Source organism: Chitinophaga sancti (assembly GCF_034424315.1).
GTDB lineage: Bacteria > Bacteroidota > Bacteroidia > Chitinophagales > Chitinophagaceae > Chitinophaga > Chitinophaga sancti.
In genome coordinates this window covers 3,957,481-3,974,220 of record NZ_CP139972.1, presented here as the reverse complement: position 1 = coordinate 3,974,220, position 16,740 = coordinate 3,957,481, and the positions used below count along the sequence as shown (strand labels likewise).

Here is a 16,740-nt window from a genome sequence, read left to right as displayed (position 1 = left end):
TAGTCGTTGTTAGTTAGTTGTTCGTTAGTTGTTGTTCGTTTAGTTTTATTTCTCCATCATCCTCATCATCTCTTCCAGCACTTGTTTATCATCGAAAGGATGCTTCACGCCCTGAATATCCTGGTACTTCTCATGGCCTTTCCCGGCTATGAGAATAATGTCCTCAGGATTTGCGAGGCTGATTGCTGTTTTGATGGCTTCTTTACGGTCGGTGATAGACAGTACTTTCTTTTTAAGATGTACGGGTACACCGGCTTCCATTTGCTTGATAATCTCGTTCGGATCTTCTGAACGGGGATTATCGGAGGTCAGGATTACCCTGTCACTGCGCTCTACTGCTACTTCGGCCATGACAGGGCGTTTTGCTGTGTCACGATCGCCGCCGCAGCCAACTACGGTGATGACCTGTTCGTTGCCTTTGCGCAGGTTTTTGATAGTTGCCAGCACATTGAGCAATGCATCAGGTGTATGTGCATAATCCACAATACCGATGATGCGCTGATGGGGTGAAACGATATAATCGAAACGCCCTTCAGCTCCGGAGAGGTCACTGAGTGCCTGTAATACACGGGCTTTCTCCTGTCCAAGCAGGGTAGCAGCCCCGTATACAGCCAGCAGGTTGTATGCGTTAAACTCACCGATGAGGCGGAAGTGTACTTCTGTCTCATTGATCATCATGATCAGGCCAGTGAGATTATTTTCAAGGATCTTTCCCTTAAAGTCTGCAACAGTGCGCAGGCTATAAGACTGTTTTTTCGCTTTGGTATTTTGCAACATCACATTACCTCTTTTATCATCGAGGTTAGTGAGGGCAAAAGCCGTAGCTGGCAGACCATCGAACCAGGATTTTTTTACCCTGATATATTCGTCGAAGGTCTTGTGATAGTCCAGGTGATCGTGAGTGATATTGCTGAAGATGCCTCCGGCAAATTTCAGCCCGGCTATCCTTTGCTGGTGAATAGCGTGGGAGCTCACTTCCATGAACACATAATCACAACCATCATTCACCATATCCGCCAGGAGTGCATTCAGATGAATGGGATCTGGGGTAGTATGGGTAGACGGAACGATCTTGTCACCGATCTGGTTCTGTACGGTGGAGAGCATTCCGCAATGGTAGCCGAGAGCACTGAACAATTTGAACAGGAGGGTAGCGATGGTAGTTTTACCATTAGTACCGGTTACGCCTACGAGTTGCACCTTGTGAGAAGGGTTATCGTAGAAGTTACCTGCTATTACACCTGCTGCGGTAGTGCTGCTGCTCACCTGTACATAGACAACGTTGTCTGCTATCTGTGCAGGGAGTTCTTCACAGATCACAACAGCGGCACCCTGTTGCACAGCCTTGTCAATGAACAGGTGACCATCGGAATGTACACCCCTGATTGCAATGAAGGCATCTCCAGGCTTAACAGCTCTGGAGTCGATATTCAGTGCATTCACGGCAGTATCGGTCGACCCTTTTACAGCCACGATGTTTACATTATATAATATGTCACGCAGTGTTTTCATTAACTCAGTTCTATGACTATCGTTTGGTTTCTTTCTAATTGTGTTCCTCCAGGAATGGATTGGTTGGTAACTTTACCAGCACCTCTTACTACCACACGCAATCCCGCATTCTCAAGCAGGTATAATGCATCCTTCAATCCCATCCCTGTTACATTTGGCACGCTGCCTTTTGCCTGCGATACCTGGGCGAAGCTGACCTTCTTGTCAGTTACCCTGGCACTTACCCAATTGTTGTTATTGACTTCACCTTCAACAGGCAGGTCCAGTGTATGGGTGATTTCTTTCCAATCACGGCCCTTGCTGTTTTTGAATGCCAGCAATGTATCCAGCATCAGGTTCGCTCTCATGGGTTGTTGTTTTTCAACGGCGATAGCATACAGTTTGTCCGCTACTTCGCGAAAAACAGGTCCTGCTACAGAGGCACCGTAGAACTTAGCTGCATGTGGTTTGTTTTTGATAACCACAATGCAGGTGAACTGCGGGTCTTTGGCAGGAAAATATCCTGCGAAAGAGGACTGGTATATTTTATCGGCATAACCCCGGTTAGCATTCGCTACCAGGGCAGTACCGGTTTTACCGGCAAAGCTGTAATATGGTGACCACAATGATCGTGCTGTTCCATTCATTACAACTCCTTCCAACATTGCTTTTACCTGGGTGAGTGTATTAGAGGAGCAAATGCTGTCCAATAAAACCTCAGGTTCGAAACTCTTCACTGGTTTACCATATTCATTAATGGAGTTCACCAGGTAAGGCTTCATCATTTTGCCGTTGTTCGCTACAGCGTTGTAGAGCATGCAGGTTTGCAACGGGCTGATTAGCACTTCGTAACCGAAAGCCATCCACGGAAGGCTGGTAGCGCTCCATGTTCTGCTGGCAGTGGTTTTGATGACCGGTTGGTCTTCACCTACGAGGTCTATACCAGTGGGCTTGTCGAGCCTGAGTTTTCTCAGGTGCCAGACGAAGTCGTTTGGTCTTTTATTATAGAACTGATAAGCCAGTTTTGCCATTCCCACATTTGAGCTTAGTTCGAACGCGTGTTTGATAGTTACGTTCGTCTGGCCGGGGTGTGGTTCGGAATCAAATACGGTTCTGCGTCCTATCTGCCACTGACCTTCCTGCAGGTTCACCATGTTGTTCATGGTGGCGTATTTGTCGTCGAGTACGGAGATGATGGTAGCCAGTTTGAACGTAGAGCCGGGCTCTGTTGCTCTCAGGGCATAGTTCATATCCTCGAAATAGCTGCCATCTGGTTGTTTGCCCAGGTTGGCGATTGCTTTGATTTTGCCGGTTTTCACCTCCATCAATATACAGGTACCGTTTTCGGCTTCGTTGGCGACCATCATATTCATGAGGGCGGTTTCAACGATATCCTGCATGTTTACATCTAGGGTAGTGATAACATCGTGACCATTTTCAGGTTCTATGTCATAACCTTCGACGGGAACGAAAGTGCCACCAGCAATGCGGCGCATCAGTCTTTTACCGGTGGTACCGCTTAAATAGTCATCGTAGGTCCTTTCGAGACCTACGTTCTGTGCATTTTGCCTGCTTAAACCGATGGTTCTGTTAGCCAGCAGTTTAAAGGGGTTGATGCGTTTATTCTTCGTTTCCGCTATCAGGCCTCCTTTATTTTTCCCTAGTCTGAACATTGGGAACTGGCGGAGTTGCTGATACTGGGTAAACGAAATATCTCTTTTCAGAAGAAAGTATCTGTCTTTGTTCTTATAGCCTTCCTGCAGGAGTGTTTTATATTCCTTTTGGGTGTGGTCCTGAAAAGTCTTTGAAAGACAAATGGACAATGAGTCAACATTGTCCTTGAAGATCTTTCCATTCTTATCGGTGAGCCCATCTGCTGCGAAATCGACTCTTACATCGAAGTAGGGGATAGATGTGGATAACATCCTGCCTTCTTCGGAGTAGATGGTACCCCGGTCTGCGTCGAGGGTTACGTAGCGGGTGTGCAGGCTGTCTGCCATGCTTCGCCAGTAATTTCCTTCAACGTTCTGGAGAAAGAACACCTTTATTAATATAGCCACACCAAACAGCACCATGCCGATAAAGCACAGATACACTCTCCACAATATGTCTTTCTTTACTTCCACAGTCTGATATGATTATTACTGTTTCTTCAGTACGATTTTTTGGGGTGGGGAACTGAGTGGCTTGAGGCCCCAGGGTTCCACTGACTTGCTGACTTCACTCATTTTGCTACGGAACATTAATTCACTTTTCACATTGAGATATTCCCACTTCAACTCTTTGATCTCACGACCCAGTTTGTTGATCTGGCGGATCTTTTTTTCAGCCAGGTGACTGTTGGCGATATAGATCAGCGCAAGTGCGGAGAGGAACAGAATAAAGGGCATATTTTGCGTGATGGCCCTGTAATTGATGCGCAGGCGCCATTCTCTTTTCTGTTCCGGTTCATCCGGTAATTCTGCGACTGGTATATGTTCTTCCTGTTCCAAGCAGCTCGGTTTTATTAGTCAACGTGAATGATATGGTATAACATCCTTCGCACATGATCAACGTGATTGGGGGATTGACGCTTTCTCTAGTTCTCTAGTTTTCTAAAATTGCTAGTTGTACCCTTTAAAATGCTTCGTCAGTCCGGATCTGTTATAATTTTTCGGCTACCCTCAGTTTTGCGCTGCGGGACCTGGAATTACGTTGTAGTTCTTCGGGGCCTGCGGTGACTGGTTTTTTGGTATCTAACCGGAACAATTTGGGGGGCGTGGTAAAAGAAAATGGATCGTCCTGAACCTCAAATTGTCCTGTTTTCATAAAGTTCTTCACCAGTCTGTCTTCCAGTGAATGGAAAGTTATGATAGCCAGTTTACCGCCCGGTTTTAATACTTCAGTTGCTTGCGAGAGCAAATCTTTAAGGGCGCCCAGTTCGTCGTTAACGGCGATCCTGAGTGCCTGGAATACCTGTGCAAGGTATTTTTGCGGATTGCCTTTTACGATTGGCTGAATAACGGATTTGAACTCGTTAATGGTCCTCATTGGGCGGGCTTTTCGCTCTGTGACTATGGTTTTAGCCAATGTGCGTGCGTTGGTTACTTCTCCGTAGTTCTGAAACAGAAGGTGTAATTCCTGCTCTGAGTAGGATTGCAGCAACGCTGCTGCTGTGAGGGTTGTCCTTTTGTCCATGCGCATATCCAGATCTCCATCGAACCGGATACTAAATCCTCTTTCTGCTGTATCAAACTGCCATGATGAAACGCCCAGATCCGCGAGGAGGCCGTCAACCGGAGGAACTTTGTACAGTTTGAGGAACCTTTGCAGGTGTCTGAAGTTTTGCTGTACGAAAGTGACCCTTGAGTCATCTATCCGGTTATTATAGGCATCTTCGTCCTGGTCAAACACGATGAGCCGTCCGTTCTCGTTCAGTTGTTCCAGAATCGCTCTGGAATGACCGCCGCCACCAAAAGTCGCATCTACATAAGTTCCTTCGGGATTGATTTGCAAATGTGATACTACTTCCTGCAGCAGAACGGGCAGGTGATATTGTGACGCTTCTCCCATAATAGCTGTTAAATCGAAATATTGTTATCTCCACCTCCCATGACCTGCATTGCAAGGTCACTGAAGGCTCCTGGTGAGAAATTTTCAAAGAACTCCTGGTATTTTGCTTTATCCCAGATCTCAATCTTATTAGTGGCCGCTGAAAGCACGATTTCCTTATCGAGCGATGCATAAGCCATCAAATTCCTGGGCACCAATAATCTGCCTGCACTATCCAGTTCACAAATGGTGGCTCCGTTTAAAAAATAGCGGCGGAACTCCCTAACTTTCGGATCGAAATCGTTCAGCTTACTGATCTTATCGAAAATTGGCTGCCATTCGTTCATGGGATACAAGGACAGACATTTTTCAAATCCCCGGTTAATGACAAACTGCTCTCCGGCGCCTTCTGCCAGCTGCTTTTTAAAGCCAGCGGGGAGCAGAAAGCGTCCTTTTGCGTCAAGCGTTGCTTCATATTCTCCCAGAAATCCTGTCATACTTGGGGGCGAAAGTCCTTGAATTCCATTTTCTAACACAAAATAACACTTTTTCCCACTCTCTAACGAAAAAATGAATTATAAATTTTTTCCACAGTATTTTTTTGTATATAATAATGGGGTTTTGAATGGTTTATTGATGAGCTGGTGTTTATTCTGTGAAGATGTGTGTTGATAATATGTGAAGAGTATGTGAATAGATGTTAGTAATTGTGTTAATTGTATGATTAGTAATGTTTATTAGTATTGTTGACATTTTTTGCTCGAATCTTCTTCGAACCTTCTTTGACCATTGTTCGACTGTTCTTCGACGCTTGTTCGATGCTTGTTCGACGCTTGTTCGAATAAAACACCCCGGTTTTTTTATCCCGTGGGAAAAAGTGTTTATCCCCACATTCCCCCTTTTTGCAAAATTTTAACAGCTGTATTTGCTACCCTATCTTACATTTACATTTAATTCTTAACTTTGCCCTCTTTATGCGGAAAATGAAGATATTTTCTTTTTTTATCAGTCTTTTAGTAATTGTTATCGCTACGTCCTGTAACACAGAACTGCGCCGGATCGAAAAAAGCAAGGATTACGAAGCCAAATTGGCTTATGCAAACAAAGTGTACGAGAAAAAAAAGTACATGACCGCACAATCCCTGTACGAATCCCTGTTCCAGGTGTACAAAGGAACAGAGAAGTACGAGCCGATTTACTATAACTATTGCTATTGCTCATATAAACTTAAAGATTACGTCCAGGCAGGTTATTACTTTAAAAACTACCTCGACAACTTCCCAAACAGTCCAAGAGCAGTCGAAATGGATTATATGCAGGCATACTGCTACTATAAGCAGTCTCCTAAAATCCCGCTCGACCAGGCAAATACCATCAAGGCTATTTCTGCCATGCAGACCTTCATCAACAACTACCCAACCTCCGAGAAGGTGGCAGAAGGTAACCTGGTGATCGAACTGTGCCGCCAGAAACTGGAAAGGAAAGAATATAATAACGCAGAACTGTACTATAACCTGGGTTATTATAAAGCCGCCGCTATCAGCTTCAAAAGCCTGATGCGCAACTATCCCGACTCCGAAAAGAGCGATGGATATAAATACATGGCTATCAAAGCTTATTTCAAATACGCCGAACACAGCATCTGGGATAAACAAAAAGAACGCTACGAAGACGTGGTTTCCGAGTACATGGACTTCGCAGACCATTATTCTTCCAGCAAACTAAGACCAGATGCCGAAAAATATTATAACTTAGCAAAGGGAAACATAAAGGATATAGATAACCTGAACGCACCAATCAGCAAAAAACAGGAAAGAAAGAAAGAGAAGGCAGCAAAAAATGCTAAGGCAACGAACAACACCCTTAACAATATTAGTAATCAATAATTAATTCTCTGGAGAATGAGCAAAATAAAAAGAGGTCTTACCAGCAGTCTTAATCCAATGGTAGAAACCAAAAATACTACCGAGATTAAAGGCAAAACTGGCAACCTGTATGAATCCATTGCAGTAATTGCTAAACGCGCCAACCAGATCAACATATCTGTGAAGGAAGAACTGCACTCTAAACTGGAAGAATTTGCCAGTCATACAGACAATCTGGAAGAAGTGCACGAGAATAAAGAACAGATCGAAATCTCCCGTTTCTATGAGAGAATGGCAAACCCTGCTATTCAGGCTACCATGGAATTCCTGGAAGACAAGATCTACTTCAGAAGAAATGATGATGACCTGTACAGCTAATTTGGTGTACTGAAAAAATATCTACCTTCATGGCGGCAGAAATTATTTCTGTCGCCTTTTTTATAATTGGTATAAGCTACATGTTGCAAGGAAAGAAAATACTACTGGGTGTATCCGCAAGTATAGCTGCTTACAAAGCTGCTACTATTGTTCGGTTGCTCGTAAAGGAAGGTGTTGAGGTAAAGGTGGTGATGACACCAGCTGCCTGTGATTTTATCACGCCACTCACGTTGGCTACCTTATCGAAAAGTGAGGTACCCGTGAGCATCAGTGACAACTCAAGCTGGAACAACCATGTCATGCTGGGCCGCTGGGCCGACGTGATGCTCATTGCCCCCGCTTCGGCCAATACCCTCGCCAAAATGGCCATGGGTATCTGTGATAACCTCCTGATGGCTTCCTACCTCTCGGCTACCTGCCCTGTACTTTTTGCCCCCGCCATGGACGAAGATATGTGGCACCACCCTGCCACCAAAGCCAATGTGCAAAAGCTGCTCAGCTACGGTCATCAACAAATACCAGTAGAAAAAGGAGAGCTGGCCAGTGGCCTCTTTGGCGAGGGAAGAATGGCAGAACCCGAAAATATCGTCGCCTTCCTGCAACAGTATTTTAGTACCAATCAACCGCTGAAAGGAAAAAAAGCACTGGTAACTGCCGGCCCAACACAAGAACCATTGGACCCTGTTCGTTATATCAGTAACCATTCCAGTGGTAAAATGGGGATAGCCATTGCCGATGCTTTGGCAGCTGCAGGAGCATCGGTGACTTTGGTACTGGGGCCTACCCATCTGTCAGCCAAACATCCGGGCGTGCATACACTCCGGGTCGTAACAGCAGCAGATATGTATAATAGCAGTGCAGACCATTTTTCAAATAGTAATATCGTCGTAATGGCAGCCGCTGTTGCAGACTACCGCCCTAAACAGGTAGCAGACCTGAAGATTAAGAAAGGCGCCGGCGACGAAATGACCCTGGAACTGGAAAAAACCACCGATATTCTGCGCACCCTGGGCACTCAGCGACCTGCCGGACAGGTACTCGTTGGCTTCTCGCTTGAAACCAACAATGAAAAGGAATATGCACTGAAAAAACTGCATGAGAAGAACCTGGACCTTGTCGTGATGAATTCCCTCAATGATGCAGGCGCCGGTTTCAATCATGACACCAATAAAGTAACGCTGTTTGACAGGCAGGGCAACGCAACGGAATTACCGCTCAAGTCCAAGCAGGAAGTAGCGGAAGATATTGTGAAGGCCATCACTACCATGACCGGACAGCAATGAAAGTCTCTATAATCGTATGATAACATGCAATATACTCCACAGTTGAAAGTCCTCACCTGCTTTGTGCTCTTTCTCCTCCTCAATTCCGGCCTTATGGCCCAGGAGCTGAGAGTGAATGTCACTGTTAACGCTAACCAGATCACCGGTACAGACAAGAAAGTATTTACCACCCTCCAGAAAAGCCTCATGGAATTCCTGAATGGCCGCCGCTGGGGAGATGATGTATACACACCTGCAGAACGTATCGAATGCAATTTCCTGCTGAATATAACAGGCGACCTGGGAAGCAATGCTTACAAAGCGACCCTCACTGTACAGGCAACCCGCCCGGTGTACAATGCAGGCTATGTAAGCAGTTTGCTGAACATGCAGGATAACAACGTGGTGTTCCGCTATGTAGAATTTCAGCCATTGGAATTCAGTGACAACCGCGTAAGTGGCAATGATCCGGTGGCCTCCAACCTCACCGCCATCCTCGCTTATTATAGTTATATCATACTGGGCCTGGATGCCGATTCTTTCTCACCCCGTGGTGGCGACGACTTTTTCAAGAAGGCCCTGAATATTGTGAATAATGCACCTGATGGCAAGGATGTATCCGGCTGGAAACCATTCGAAGGCAACCGTAACCGCTACTGGCTGCAGGATAACCTGCTGAATGTGAAGTTTGCCCGTTTTCATGATGTCATGTATCAATATCACCGCCAGGGCCTGGATGTGATGTACGATGATATGAACAAGGGGAGGGGAGCCATCCTGAACTGCCTGAACATGCTCTACGCCATCTACCAGGATATACCAAACTCTATGCTGATGGCCGTATTCTTTACCTCTAAATCTGATGAGCTGCAAAAGATCTTTTCCAAGGCTCCGCCCCAGGAAAAATCCCGTGCGGTACAGTTATTGTCTCAAATGGACGTAACGAATGCTGTGAAATATCAGCAGATGAAATAGCTTTGCGCTAACAACGGAATAGTATTTATGCAATATAGAATCGTTTTTGTTTTCTTTCTTTTGGGATTAATGGCATGTGGACAGGCTGGAAAAGTGCCGGACGGCATATTGCAAAAGGAAGACATGCGGGATGTACTGCTGGACATGACCATGGCAGATGCATACAGCAGTAATAATGAAGACCCTCGTACACCCCTGCCTGATTCTGTACACAGATACAGGCAGAAACTTTATTATAAGCAGATCCTGGACCTGCATCACCTGACACGCGAACAGTTTCAGAAGAGCTATAACTGGTATGAAAGCCGCCCGGACAGATTGAAGGAAGTGTATGATATGATGATGGAAGTAGCAACAGCCAACAGGGAAGAACTGGACGTAGAGATGCGTATAAAAGCCTATCTCGAAAACCCATTTGCTGACCTGCCTTTTGGGCGAAATGTGCTAACTTCAAAAAAGGACGGTTTGCCGACTCCTTTTATCAAACAGCTGAATTTGCCCGCACCTCATCCGCCTAAGCCGGAGCCTCCTAAACCGGCACCAGCAAAGCCACAGCCAAATAATGGACCAGTGCCGATGGGATCAGGCATGATGCAGGCAAAAGCATTGCTGAAGGAAGGAAAAATATTACACGGTGGAGCTAAACCTGATACGAATGGTGCCGCTCCGGGTCATCATAAACCGGATTTCACGCCGAAACAGCACTAAGCATTGTTTCGGCCCCCAAAATTTTCAAAACACCAAAACATGAACAAAGTTGTAGCAAATGCTGATGAAGCACTGCATGACATCCACGATGGAACTACGCTGATGCTGGGCGGTTTCGGGCTATGCGGCATACCGGAAAACTGCATTGCAGCCCTTGTCAGCAAAGGGATTAAAGACCTCACCTGTATCTCCAACAACGCTGGGGTAGATGATTTCGGCCTGGGCCTGCTCTTAAAAACAAGACAGATCAAAAAAATGATGGCCTCTTATGTAGGCGAAAATGCGGAGTTTGAAAGACAACTATTGTCCGGAGAACTGGAAGTAGACCTCATCCCACAGGGAACACTGGCTACCCGTATTCAAATGGCAGGAATGGGCATTCCTGCTTTTTTTACGCCTGCCGGTTACGGTACCGAAATAGCAGCAGGTAAAGAGTCACGCGAATTCAATGGCAAACAATACCTCATGGAGCTGGCCCTGCATGCAGATTTTGCCATGGTAAAAGCCTGGAAAGGAGATACCATGGGCAACCTTGTATTCAGAAAAACAACCCGGAATTTCAGCACCTCTATGGCAAAAGCCGGCAACATTACAATAGCAGAAGTAGAGCACCTGGTACAACCGGGAGAACTGGATCCTGATCAGATCCATGTACCTGGCATCTATGTGCACCGCATCTTCCAGGGCACTGGCTACGAAAAGCGTATCGAACGTAAAACCGTTAAGATTTAAACTGTAGTGTATGTCTTTAGATAAATATAGCATTGCTAAGAGAATAGCGCAGGAACTGCGCGATGGTATGTATGTAAACCTCGGTATTGGTATCCCTACCCTGGTAGCCAATTTTATTCCTGATGGCGTATCTATCATGCTCCAGTCAGAAAATGGATTATTGGGTATGGGGCCTTATCCTGAAGAAGCTGATATCGATGCAGATCTGATCAACGCAGGGAAAGAAACTGTCACCGTATTGCCCGGTGGTTGCTTCTTTGACAGTGCAGAAAGCTTTGGAATGATTAGGGCAGGAAAGGTAGACCTCACCGTATTGGGCGCTATGGAAGTCTCTGATACTGGCGATATTGCCAATTGGAAAATACCTGGCAAAATGGTGAAAGGAATGGGAGGGGCAATGGACCTCGTTGCTGCTGCCAAAAATATTATTGTAGCAATGATGCACACAAATCCGAAAGGAGAAAGTAAGTTATTACCACAATGTTCATTACCATTAACCGGTGTATCCTGCGTGAAAAAAATAGTAACAGAACTGGCTGTACTGGATGTAACACCTGATGGATTCAGGCTGTTAGAAAGGGCGCCCGGTGTGAGTGTCGATGAAATCAAAGCTAAAACAGCAGGGCGTTTGATAGTCAGTGGTGAAATACCTGAAATGAAATTATAACCAGGGGGCTTGTACAACAAGCCCCTTCGCTTTTAGATAATAATTCTCTTTGAATTTTGCAATACCCACAAGTTGCTATTGTATAATAAATTAAAAATACCATCTTTGCTATGTCAACTTCTGATAAGAGGAAATAGTCCATATTCATCAGCAGCGTAAACTAAGATTAAGTAAAGAGCATTTCGACGGGAACATGTAGCCGAAATAAAGTTTCGGGTAAACCAAAATAGTAAATTGGAGATGCTGCGAGCATCAGATTGTCAGTGAATAAAACTTCACGCTAATATTTATTGTGCCAACGAGGCTTCAGTATACTGATAAACAGTATCGGGGATATATTATACTTATTAAATAAGTTTAATATCTTGTGCCCGAAAAGTTCTTTGAACCTACCTGTTTATCTAACTGTACTACTATGACTAAGACTGTGTCAATTTTAGCAGTGTGTCTGGGCATGCTCATGAATGCCCGCGCACAACAAGACCTTGCGGGCTACCGTACAGGCAATTATACCGGTGTAAACGGTGTATTTTCAAACCCCGCTAACATCGCGAATAGTCGTTATCGTTGGGACGTAAATTTATTGGGGATTAATGCCAGCGTTGGTAATAATCAGGCGCAATTTAAATTGGGGGACCTCGGCAAAACATTTGATGGGGACAAATTAACAGATCAATTGTTCGGCGCAAATGCCGGTAAAACAAGCGGTTTAGTAAATGTGGCTATTCACCTGCCAGCTGTCATGATCAGTGTAGGACCAAAGATGGCCTTTGCATTTACCAGCAGAGCAAGAGTATTGGGCAATGTTACTGATATGGACGGAAAACTGGTAGACCAGATCCGTAATATCAATGAAACATCCGATTTGCCTTACACCGTGAACAGCAATGGAAACATGCGTGTAAACGTAAGTGGCTGGATGGAGTATGGATTGTCTTTTGCCCGTGAAGCCTATGTATTGGGGCCACATTATTTCAAAGCAGGAGGTACCATAAAATACCTCTCAGGCATTGGAAATATGAATGTGCACCTAAGCAACTTTAAAGGAACAATTGACAAGGATATCATCCGGCAGGATGGTTACCTCACCAATACTTCGGCTAAGGTAGGCCTTGCTTCATCTGGAGTGAATGTGTCAAACTTTGACGCCAGTCAGCTGACGGAAACCTCAGGTCATGGTATAGGCCTCGATCTGGGTGTAGTATATGAATACAGGCCAGCGGAAAGCAAAGGTTATTTATTTAAAGTAGGGGTATCTGTACTCGACATCGGCAGACTTAAATTTACGAAAGACATGACGAAGAGTGCAGGTTATAATCTCAATATCCCGGCCACTGACAGGTTTTACCTGAGCCAGTTGAATGGAGTTTCCCTGGATGATTATAAGACCACTTTAGATCAGTATCCACAGTATTTTGCACCGGATGCCACCAACAGTGAAACAAGTTATAAGGTGAGCCTGCCTACAACGATGCAGATCAATGTAGACTATCATTTGCAGGATCATTTTTATGTGAATGCAAATGTGCAGCTGGCAATGACAAAAGGCAGCTCCAAACCATTCAATGGCCAGTATTATAGCGGCTTTACCCTGACACCACGTTATGAAGGAAGGAAATTCGGTTTTTATCTTCCTCTCAGCTATAATGGGTTAACAAAGTTCAATGCAGGAACAAGTTTCCGGGCAGGACCATTGTATGTCGGTTCCGGTAGCGTACTGACAGCCCTGATGGGTAGTTCCAAACAGGCAGATGTATTTATCGGGTTCCGTTTTGGGCAATTATATAAGAAATCTAAATAGACTGGTGTTCATTCCGGGATGAAATCCGGGAAGCGCCCCTGTCCTATGTATAAAGCGGTTATTCTGGCAAGAGCTGGGATGACCGCTACCCATTTTAAAGAGATAAATTTGTTAATAGCCGGCACCGCAGGCTATTAACAAATCCTACGCTTAATGCCCCGGCTGCTATTACCCTCATGCCATGAATATTTCGTACCTTTCTGATCCTTTCTAACATTCAAAAATGCGTTCGAAGTGCAACAGGTGTTTACATGTTATAATGGGAAGTTTATTGCGGCTTCTGAGCCCGTTTTTACGGCAGATAACCGGTCTTTCCGGTATGGAGATGGATGCTTTGAAACCATGCGCGCAGTAAGAGGAGAAGTGCAGTTGTCCGAACTGCATTTTGAACGTCTTATGGCCAGCTTACATCTCTTACATTTCGATGCCCCGCACAATTTTACCCGAACGTATTTCACCCGCCTCATAGCTGAGCTTTGCAGCAGGAATAATCATAACCGCCTCGCCCGGGTGCGGCTCACCATTTTCAGAGCCGATGGCGGCTTATACGCCCCTGAAAATAACCATCCTCATTTCATCATTCAAAGCTGGGAACTGGACAGACAGGTGATGGAACTGAATGATAGAGGACTGGTCATCGATGTATTTCCCGAAGCACGCAAAAGCTGTGATAAATTTGCATCCATCAAGTCGAACAATTGCCTGCCTTATATCATGGCAGCCATCTATAGTAAACAACACCATCTCAACGAAACAATCATATTAAACGCAAAGGAAAGAGTTGCCGATACCACCATCGCAAACCTGTTTATTGTAGATGATAAAAAACTCATCACACCTCCCCTGAGCGAAGGTTGTGTATGTGGAGTCATGCGCAAGCATATTATTGATATGGACCTCCCCTTTAAAGTGATAGAACGCCCCCTGACAATTGCGGACCTGGAAAATGCAGATGAGATCTTCCTCACCAATGCCATTACCGGCGTAAGGTGGGTCGGACAATTCCGCGATAATAATTACGGCAACGCAGCAGCAGTGATACTCCACGAATTGCTGCATGAAGGAGTCTTATAGGAACATAGCCCCATCATTAATAAGATAATACGCTGAAGATGCGCAGCAGTGGTGTATTTTTTGTAGTACTTTCTTTAATTATTACAGCTTAATATTGTCTACGGAATGTATCATTGAGAATTGCAAAAACTAACCTCTTATTATGCCTGCCACCGTTAATTTATGCTGGTTACGCCGTGACCTGCGATTGCTGGATCATGCAGCGTTATACCACGCCTTGAAATCAGAACATCCTGTCGTACCTGTATTTGTATTTGATACTGTCATCCTGAATGATCTGGAAGATAAATATGACCGCAGGGTCACTTTTATCCGCGATACCCTGGAAGAGATGCAGGAAAAATTAGCAAAACTGGGAAGCAGTTTAGATGTATTTTATGGTACGCCTGAAGAAGCCTTTGCATATTACACCACACAATATCATGTGCAGGCGGTGTATGCAAACATAGATTACGAGCCCTATGCACGTAACCGGGATAAGGCGGTCGCTAAGCTGTTGAAAGAAAAAAAGATTGGATTCAACCTCTACAAAGATCAGGTGATCTTTGACAGGGATGAAGTGTTGAAAGATAACGGAGAACCATATACGGTATACACACCTTACAGTAAAAAATGGAAAGCAAAGCTGAATGATTTTCACCTGAAACCCTATCCTGTGGAAAACTACTTCCGCAATTTGTATAAGCAAAAAAGTAAACGCATTCCATCCTTACGCAGCATGGGATTTATGGCGGGCGAAAGAGATTTCCCTGCACTAAAAGTAAAGGATAGCCTGATCCAAAACTACGATAAAACAAGAGATCTGCCGGGTATCCATGGTACTACCCATTTCGGAATGCACTTACGTTTTGGTACCATCAGTGTGAGAGAACTGGCAGACCGCGCCAACCATTTAAATCAGACATTTTTAGGAGAACTGATATGGAGAGATTTCTTCCATATGATCCTATGGCATTATCCACATGTAGTAGAGCATTCATTCAGAGGAGAATATGATAAGATCAAATGGAGGAATAACGAAGCAGAGTTTAAGAAATGGTGCGATGGTGAAACCGGCTACCCCATTGTGGATGCGGGAATGCGTGAAATGAATGCAACAGGCTTTATGCACAACAGGGTGCGTATGGTTACCGCAAGTTTTCTCACCAAACATCTGCTCATAGACTGGAGATGGGGAGAAGCATATTTCGCAGGAAAATTACTGGATTATGATCTGGCAGCAAACAATGGTAACTGGCAGTGGGCAGCAGGATGTGGTTGTGATGCGGCTCCTTATTTCAGGGTATTCAATCCATCCTTGCAAACAGAGCGCTTTGATCCTGATCTGACCTATGTGCGAAAATGGGTACCGGAACTGGATGAGCTAACATATCCACGGCCGATGGTGATTCATGAAGAGGCTAGAAAAAGAGCACTGGAAGTATATAAAAAAGCAGTCGCGAAAACTTAACGCGACTGCTTCTCAAATATTATAAAGCGGCTGCCATCAATCTGTCAATAGCAGCTCTGCCGGCTTCTCCCAGATCCAGGGAGAAGTCATTTACATACAATTCAATGTGCTGGCGCATCACACTTTCTTCCATTTCCTGTGCGTGAGATGTCACGAAAGGAGAGAGGGAAGGATAGTGTTTGAATGATTCCTGCAGGCTATCATGAATCAGTTGATCTACCAGTTGCTTCAGTTCAGCAGGCAGGGATTTTCTAACTACAATACCACCTAATGGAATCGGGCTGCCGGTAGTGCTTTCCCAATATTCACCGAGGTCAATGATCTTTACCAGGCCTCTTTGCTGATAGGTGAACCTGTTTTCATGAATGATCACACCCGCATCCACACGGCCATCTAAAACTGCATTTTCAATATCAGAGAAGATCAGGATCTCCTTATTCTTTGCTTCAGGAAACGCTGTAGAGAACAGCAGGTTCGCGGTAGTATTAATACCTGGAATCGCGATCTTACAATCTTTAATATTTTCTCTATCGATCGGTCTTTTTGCGATCAGGAGCGGACCACAGCCTCTGCCCAGCGCAGAGCCACTGTTGAGCAACTCATATTGATGTAATACTTTTGGAAGTACACCATAACTTAGCTTGGTGATGTCAAGTTTACCTTCCAGCGCCCATTTGTTCAGTGTTTCCACATCTTCCAGCTGGGTCTTGAACCTTAATCCTTTCGTGTCGATCTTGTTGTTCACCATGGCATCAAAGATAAAAGTATCATTGGGGCATGGCGAAAATCCGAGTGTTAATTCCATA

Annotated in this window: 16 protein-coding genes; 10 read left to right on the top strand and 6 right to left on the bottom strand. The window is 44.9% G+C overall.

Annotation, left to right across the window (positions count from 1 at the left end; genetic code table 11):
- Nucleotides 1-45: 45 nt before the first annotated feature.
- From U0033_RS15245 to mraZ, 5 genes are all read right to left on the bottom strand, one after another.
- Entirely contained in the window at nt 46-1,512 is a 1,467-nt protein-coding gene (locus U0033_RS15245; RefSeq protein ID WP_072359145.1) for a UDP-N-acetylmuramoyl-L-alanyl-D-glutamate--2,6-diaminopimelate ligase, read from the bottom strand.
- A complete protein-coding gene (locus U0033_RS15240) occupies nt 1,512-3,617 on the bottom strand; it encodes a penicillin-binding protein (protein ID WP_072359143.1) in 2,106 nt (701 codons plus the stop codon). The genes U0033_RS15245 and U0033_RS15240 overlap by 1 nt, the downstream gene beginning before the upstream one ends.
- 15 nt (nt 3,618-3,632) lie before the next feature.
- A complete protein-coding gene (locus U0033_RS15235; protein ID WP_072359141.1) occupies nt 3,633-3,983 on the bottom strand; it encodes an FtsL-like putative cell division protein in 351 nt (116 codons plus the stop codon).
- Nucleotides 3,984-4,134: 151 nt separating this feature from the next.
- Nucleotides 4,135-5,043, bottom strand: a complete 909-nt coding sequence (rsmH, locus tag U0033_RS15230) for a 16S rRNA (cytosine(1402)-N(4))-methyltransferase RsmH (protein ID WP_072359139.1) — start codon at nt 5,041-5,043, stop codon at nt 4,135-4,137.
- An 8-nt stretch (nt 5,044-5,051) separates the two neighbouring features.
- Nucleotides 5,052-5,519 carry a division/cell wall cluster transcriptional repressor MraZ gene (mraZ, locus tag U0033_RS15225; protein ID WP_072359137.1) on the bottom strand — a complete coding sequence of 156 codons (468 nt, stop codon included), beginning with the start codon at nt 5,517-5,519 and terminating at the stop codon, nt 5,052-5,054.
- A gap of 486 nt (nt 5,520-6,005) precedes the next feature.
- Here mraZ and U0033_RS15220 point away from each other — a divergent pair, with 486 nt between their 5' ends.
- From U0033_RS15220 to U0033_RS15175, 10 genes are all read left to right on the top strand, one after another.
- A complete protein-coding gene (locus U0033_RS15220; protein ID WP_245801744.1) occupies nt 6,006-6,908 on the top strand; it encodes an outer membrane protein assembly factor BamD in 903 nt (300 codons plus the stop codon).
- Between the two features lie 15 nt (nt 6,909-6,923).
- The gene (locus tag U0033_RS15215) at nt 6,924-7,265 is read left to right on the top strand and encodes a DNA-directed RNA polymerase subunit omega (RefSeq protein WP_072359134.1); all 342 of its coding nucleotides are present in this window, start codon (nt 6,924-6,926) and stop codon (nt 7,263-7,265) included.
- A gap of 80 nt (nt 7,266-7,345) precedes the next feature.
- The gene (gene coaBC / locus U0033_RS15210) at nt 7,346-8,548 is read left to right on the top strand and encodes a bifunctional phosphopantothenoylcysteine decarboxylase/phosphopantothenate--cysteine ligase CoaBC (protein ID WP_072359132.1); all 1,203 of its coding nucleotides are present in this window, start codon (nt 7,346-7,348) and stop codon (nt 8,546-8,548) included.
- Between the two features lie 24 nt (nt 8,549-8,572).
- Nucleotides 8,573-9,502 (top strand): type IX secretion system protein PorD, encoded by a 930-nt coding sequence (gene porD / locus U0033_RS15205; RefSeq protein WP_083571450.1) that lies wholly within the window; start codon nt 8,573-8,575, stop codon nt 9,500-9,502.
- Nucleotides 9,503-9,529: 27 nt separating this feature from the next.
- Nucleotides 9,530-10,210, top strand: coding sequence for a DUF4296 domain-containing protein (locus U0033_RS15200; protein ID WP_083571449.1), 681 nt, complete (start codon nt 9,530-9,532; stop codon nt 10,208-10,210).
- A 39-nt stretch (nt 10,211-10,249) separates the two neighbouring features.
- On the top strand, nt 10,250-10,942 hold the full coding sequence (locus U0033_RS15195; RefSeq protein ID WP_072359128.1) for a CoA transferase subunit A: 693 nt from the start codon (nt 10,250-10,252) through the stop codon (nt 10,940-10,942).
- A gap of 10 nt (nt 10,943-10,952) precedes the next feature.
- Nucleotides 10,953-11,609 (top strand): 3-oxoacid CoA-transferase subunit B, encoded by a 657-nt coding sequence (locus tag U0033_RS15190; protein ID WP_072359126.1) that lies wholly within the window; start codon nt 10,953-10,955, stop codon nt 11,607-11,609.
- 415 nt (nt 11,610-12,024) lie between these two features.
- Entirely contained in the window at nt 12,025-13,410 is a 1,386-nt protein-coding gene (locus tag U0033_RS15185; protein ID WP_143150664.1) for a DUF5723 family protein, read from the top strand.
- A 234-nt stretch (nt 13,411-13,644) separates the two neighbouring features.
- Nucleotides 13,645-14,484 (top strand): aminotransferase class IV, encoded by an 840-nt coding sequence (locus tag U0033_RS15180; protein WP_072359122.1) that lies wholly within the window; start codon nt 13,645-13,647, stop codon nt 14,482-14,484.
- Nucleotides 14,485-14,626: 142 nt separating this feature from the next.
- Nucleotides 14,627-15,934, top strand: coding sequence for a cryptochrome/photolyase family protein (locus U0033_RS15175; protein ID WP_072359120.1), 1,308 nt, complete (start codon nt 14,627-14,629; stop codon nt 15,932-15,934).
- A 19-nt stretch (nt 15,935-15,953) separates the two neighbouring features.
- Here the strand turns inward: U0033_RS15175 and U0033_RS15170 are convergent, their stop codons facing one another.
- Nucleotides 15,954-16,739 (bottom strand): 1,4-dihydroxy-6-naphthoate synthase, encoded by a 786-nt coding sequence (locus tag U0033_RS15170; protein ID WP_072359118.1) that lies wholly within the window; start codon nt 16,737-16,739, stop codon nt 15,954-15,956.
- Between the last annotated feature and the right edge of the window lies 1 nt (nt 16,740).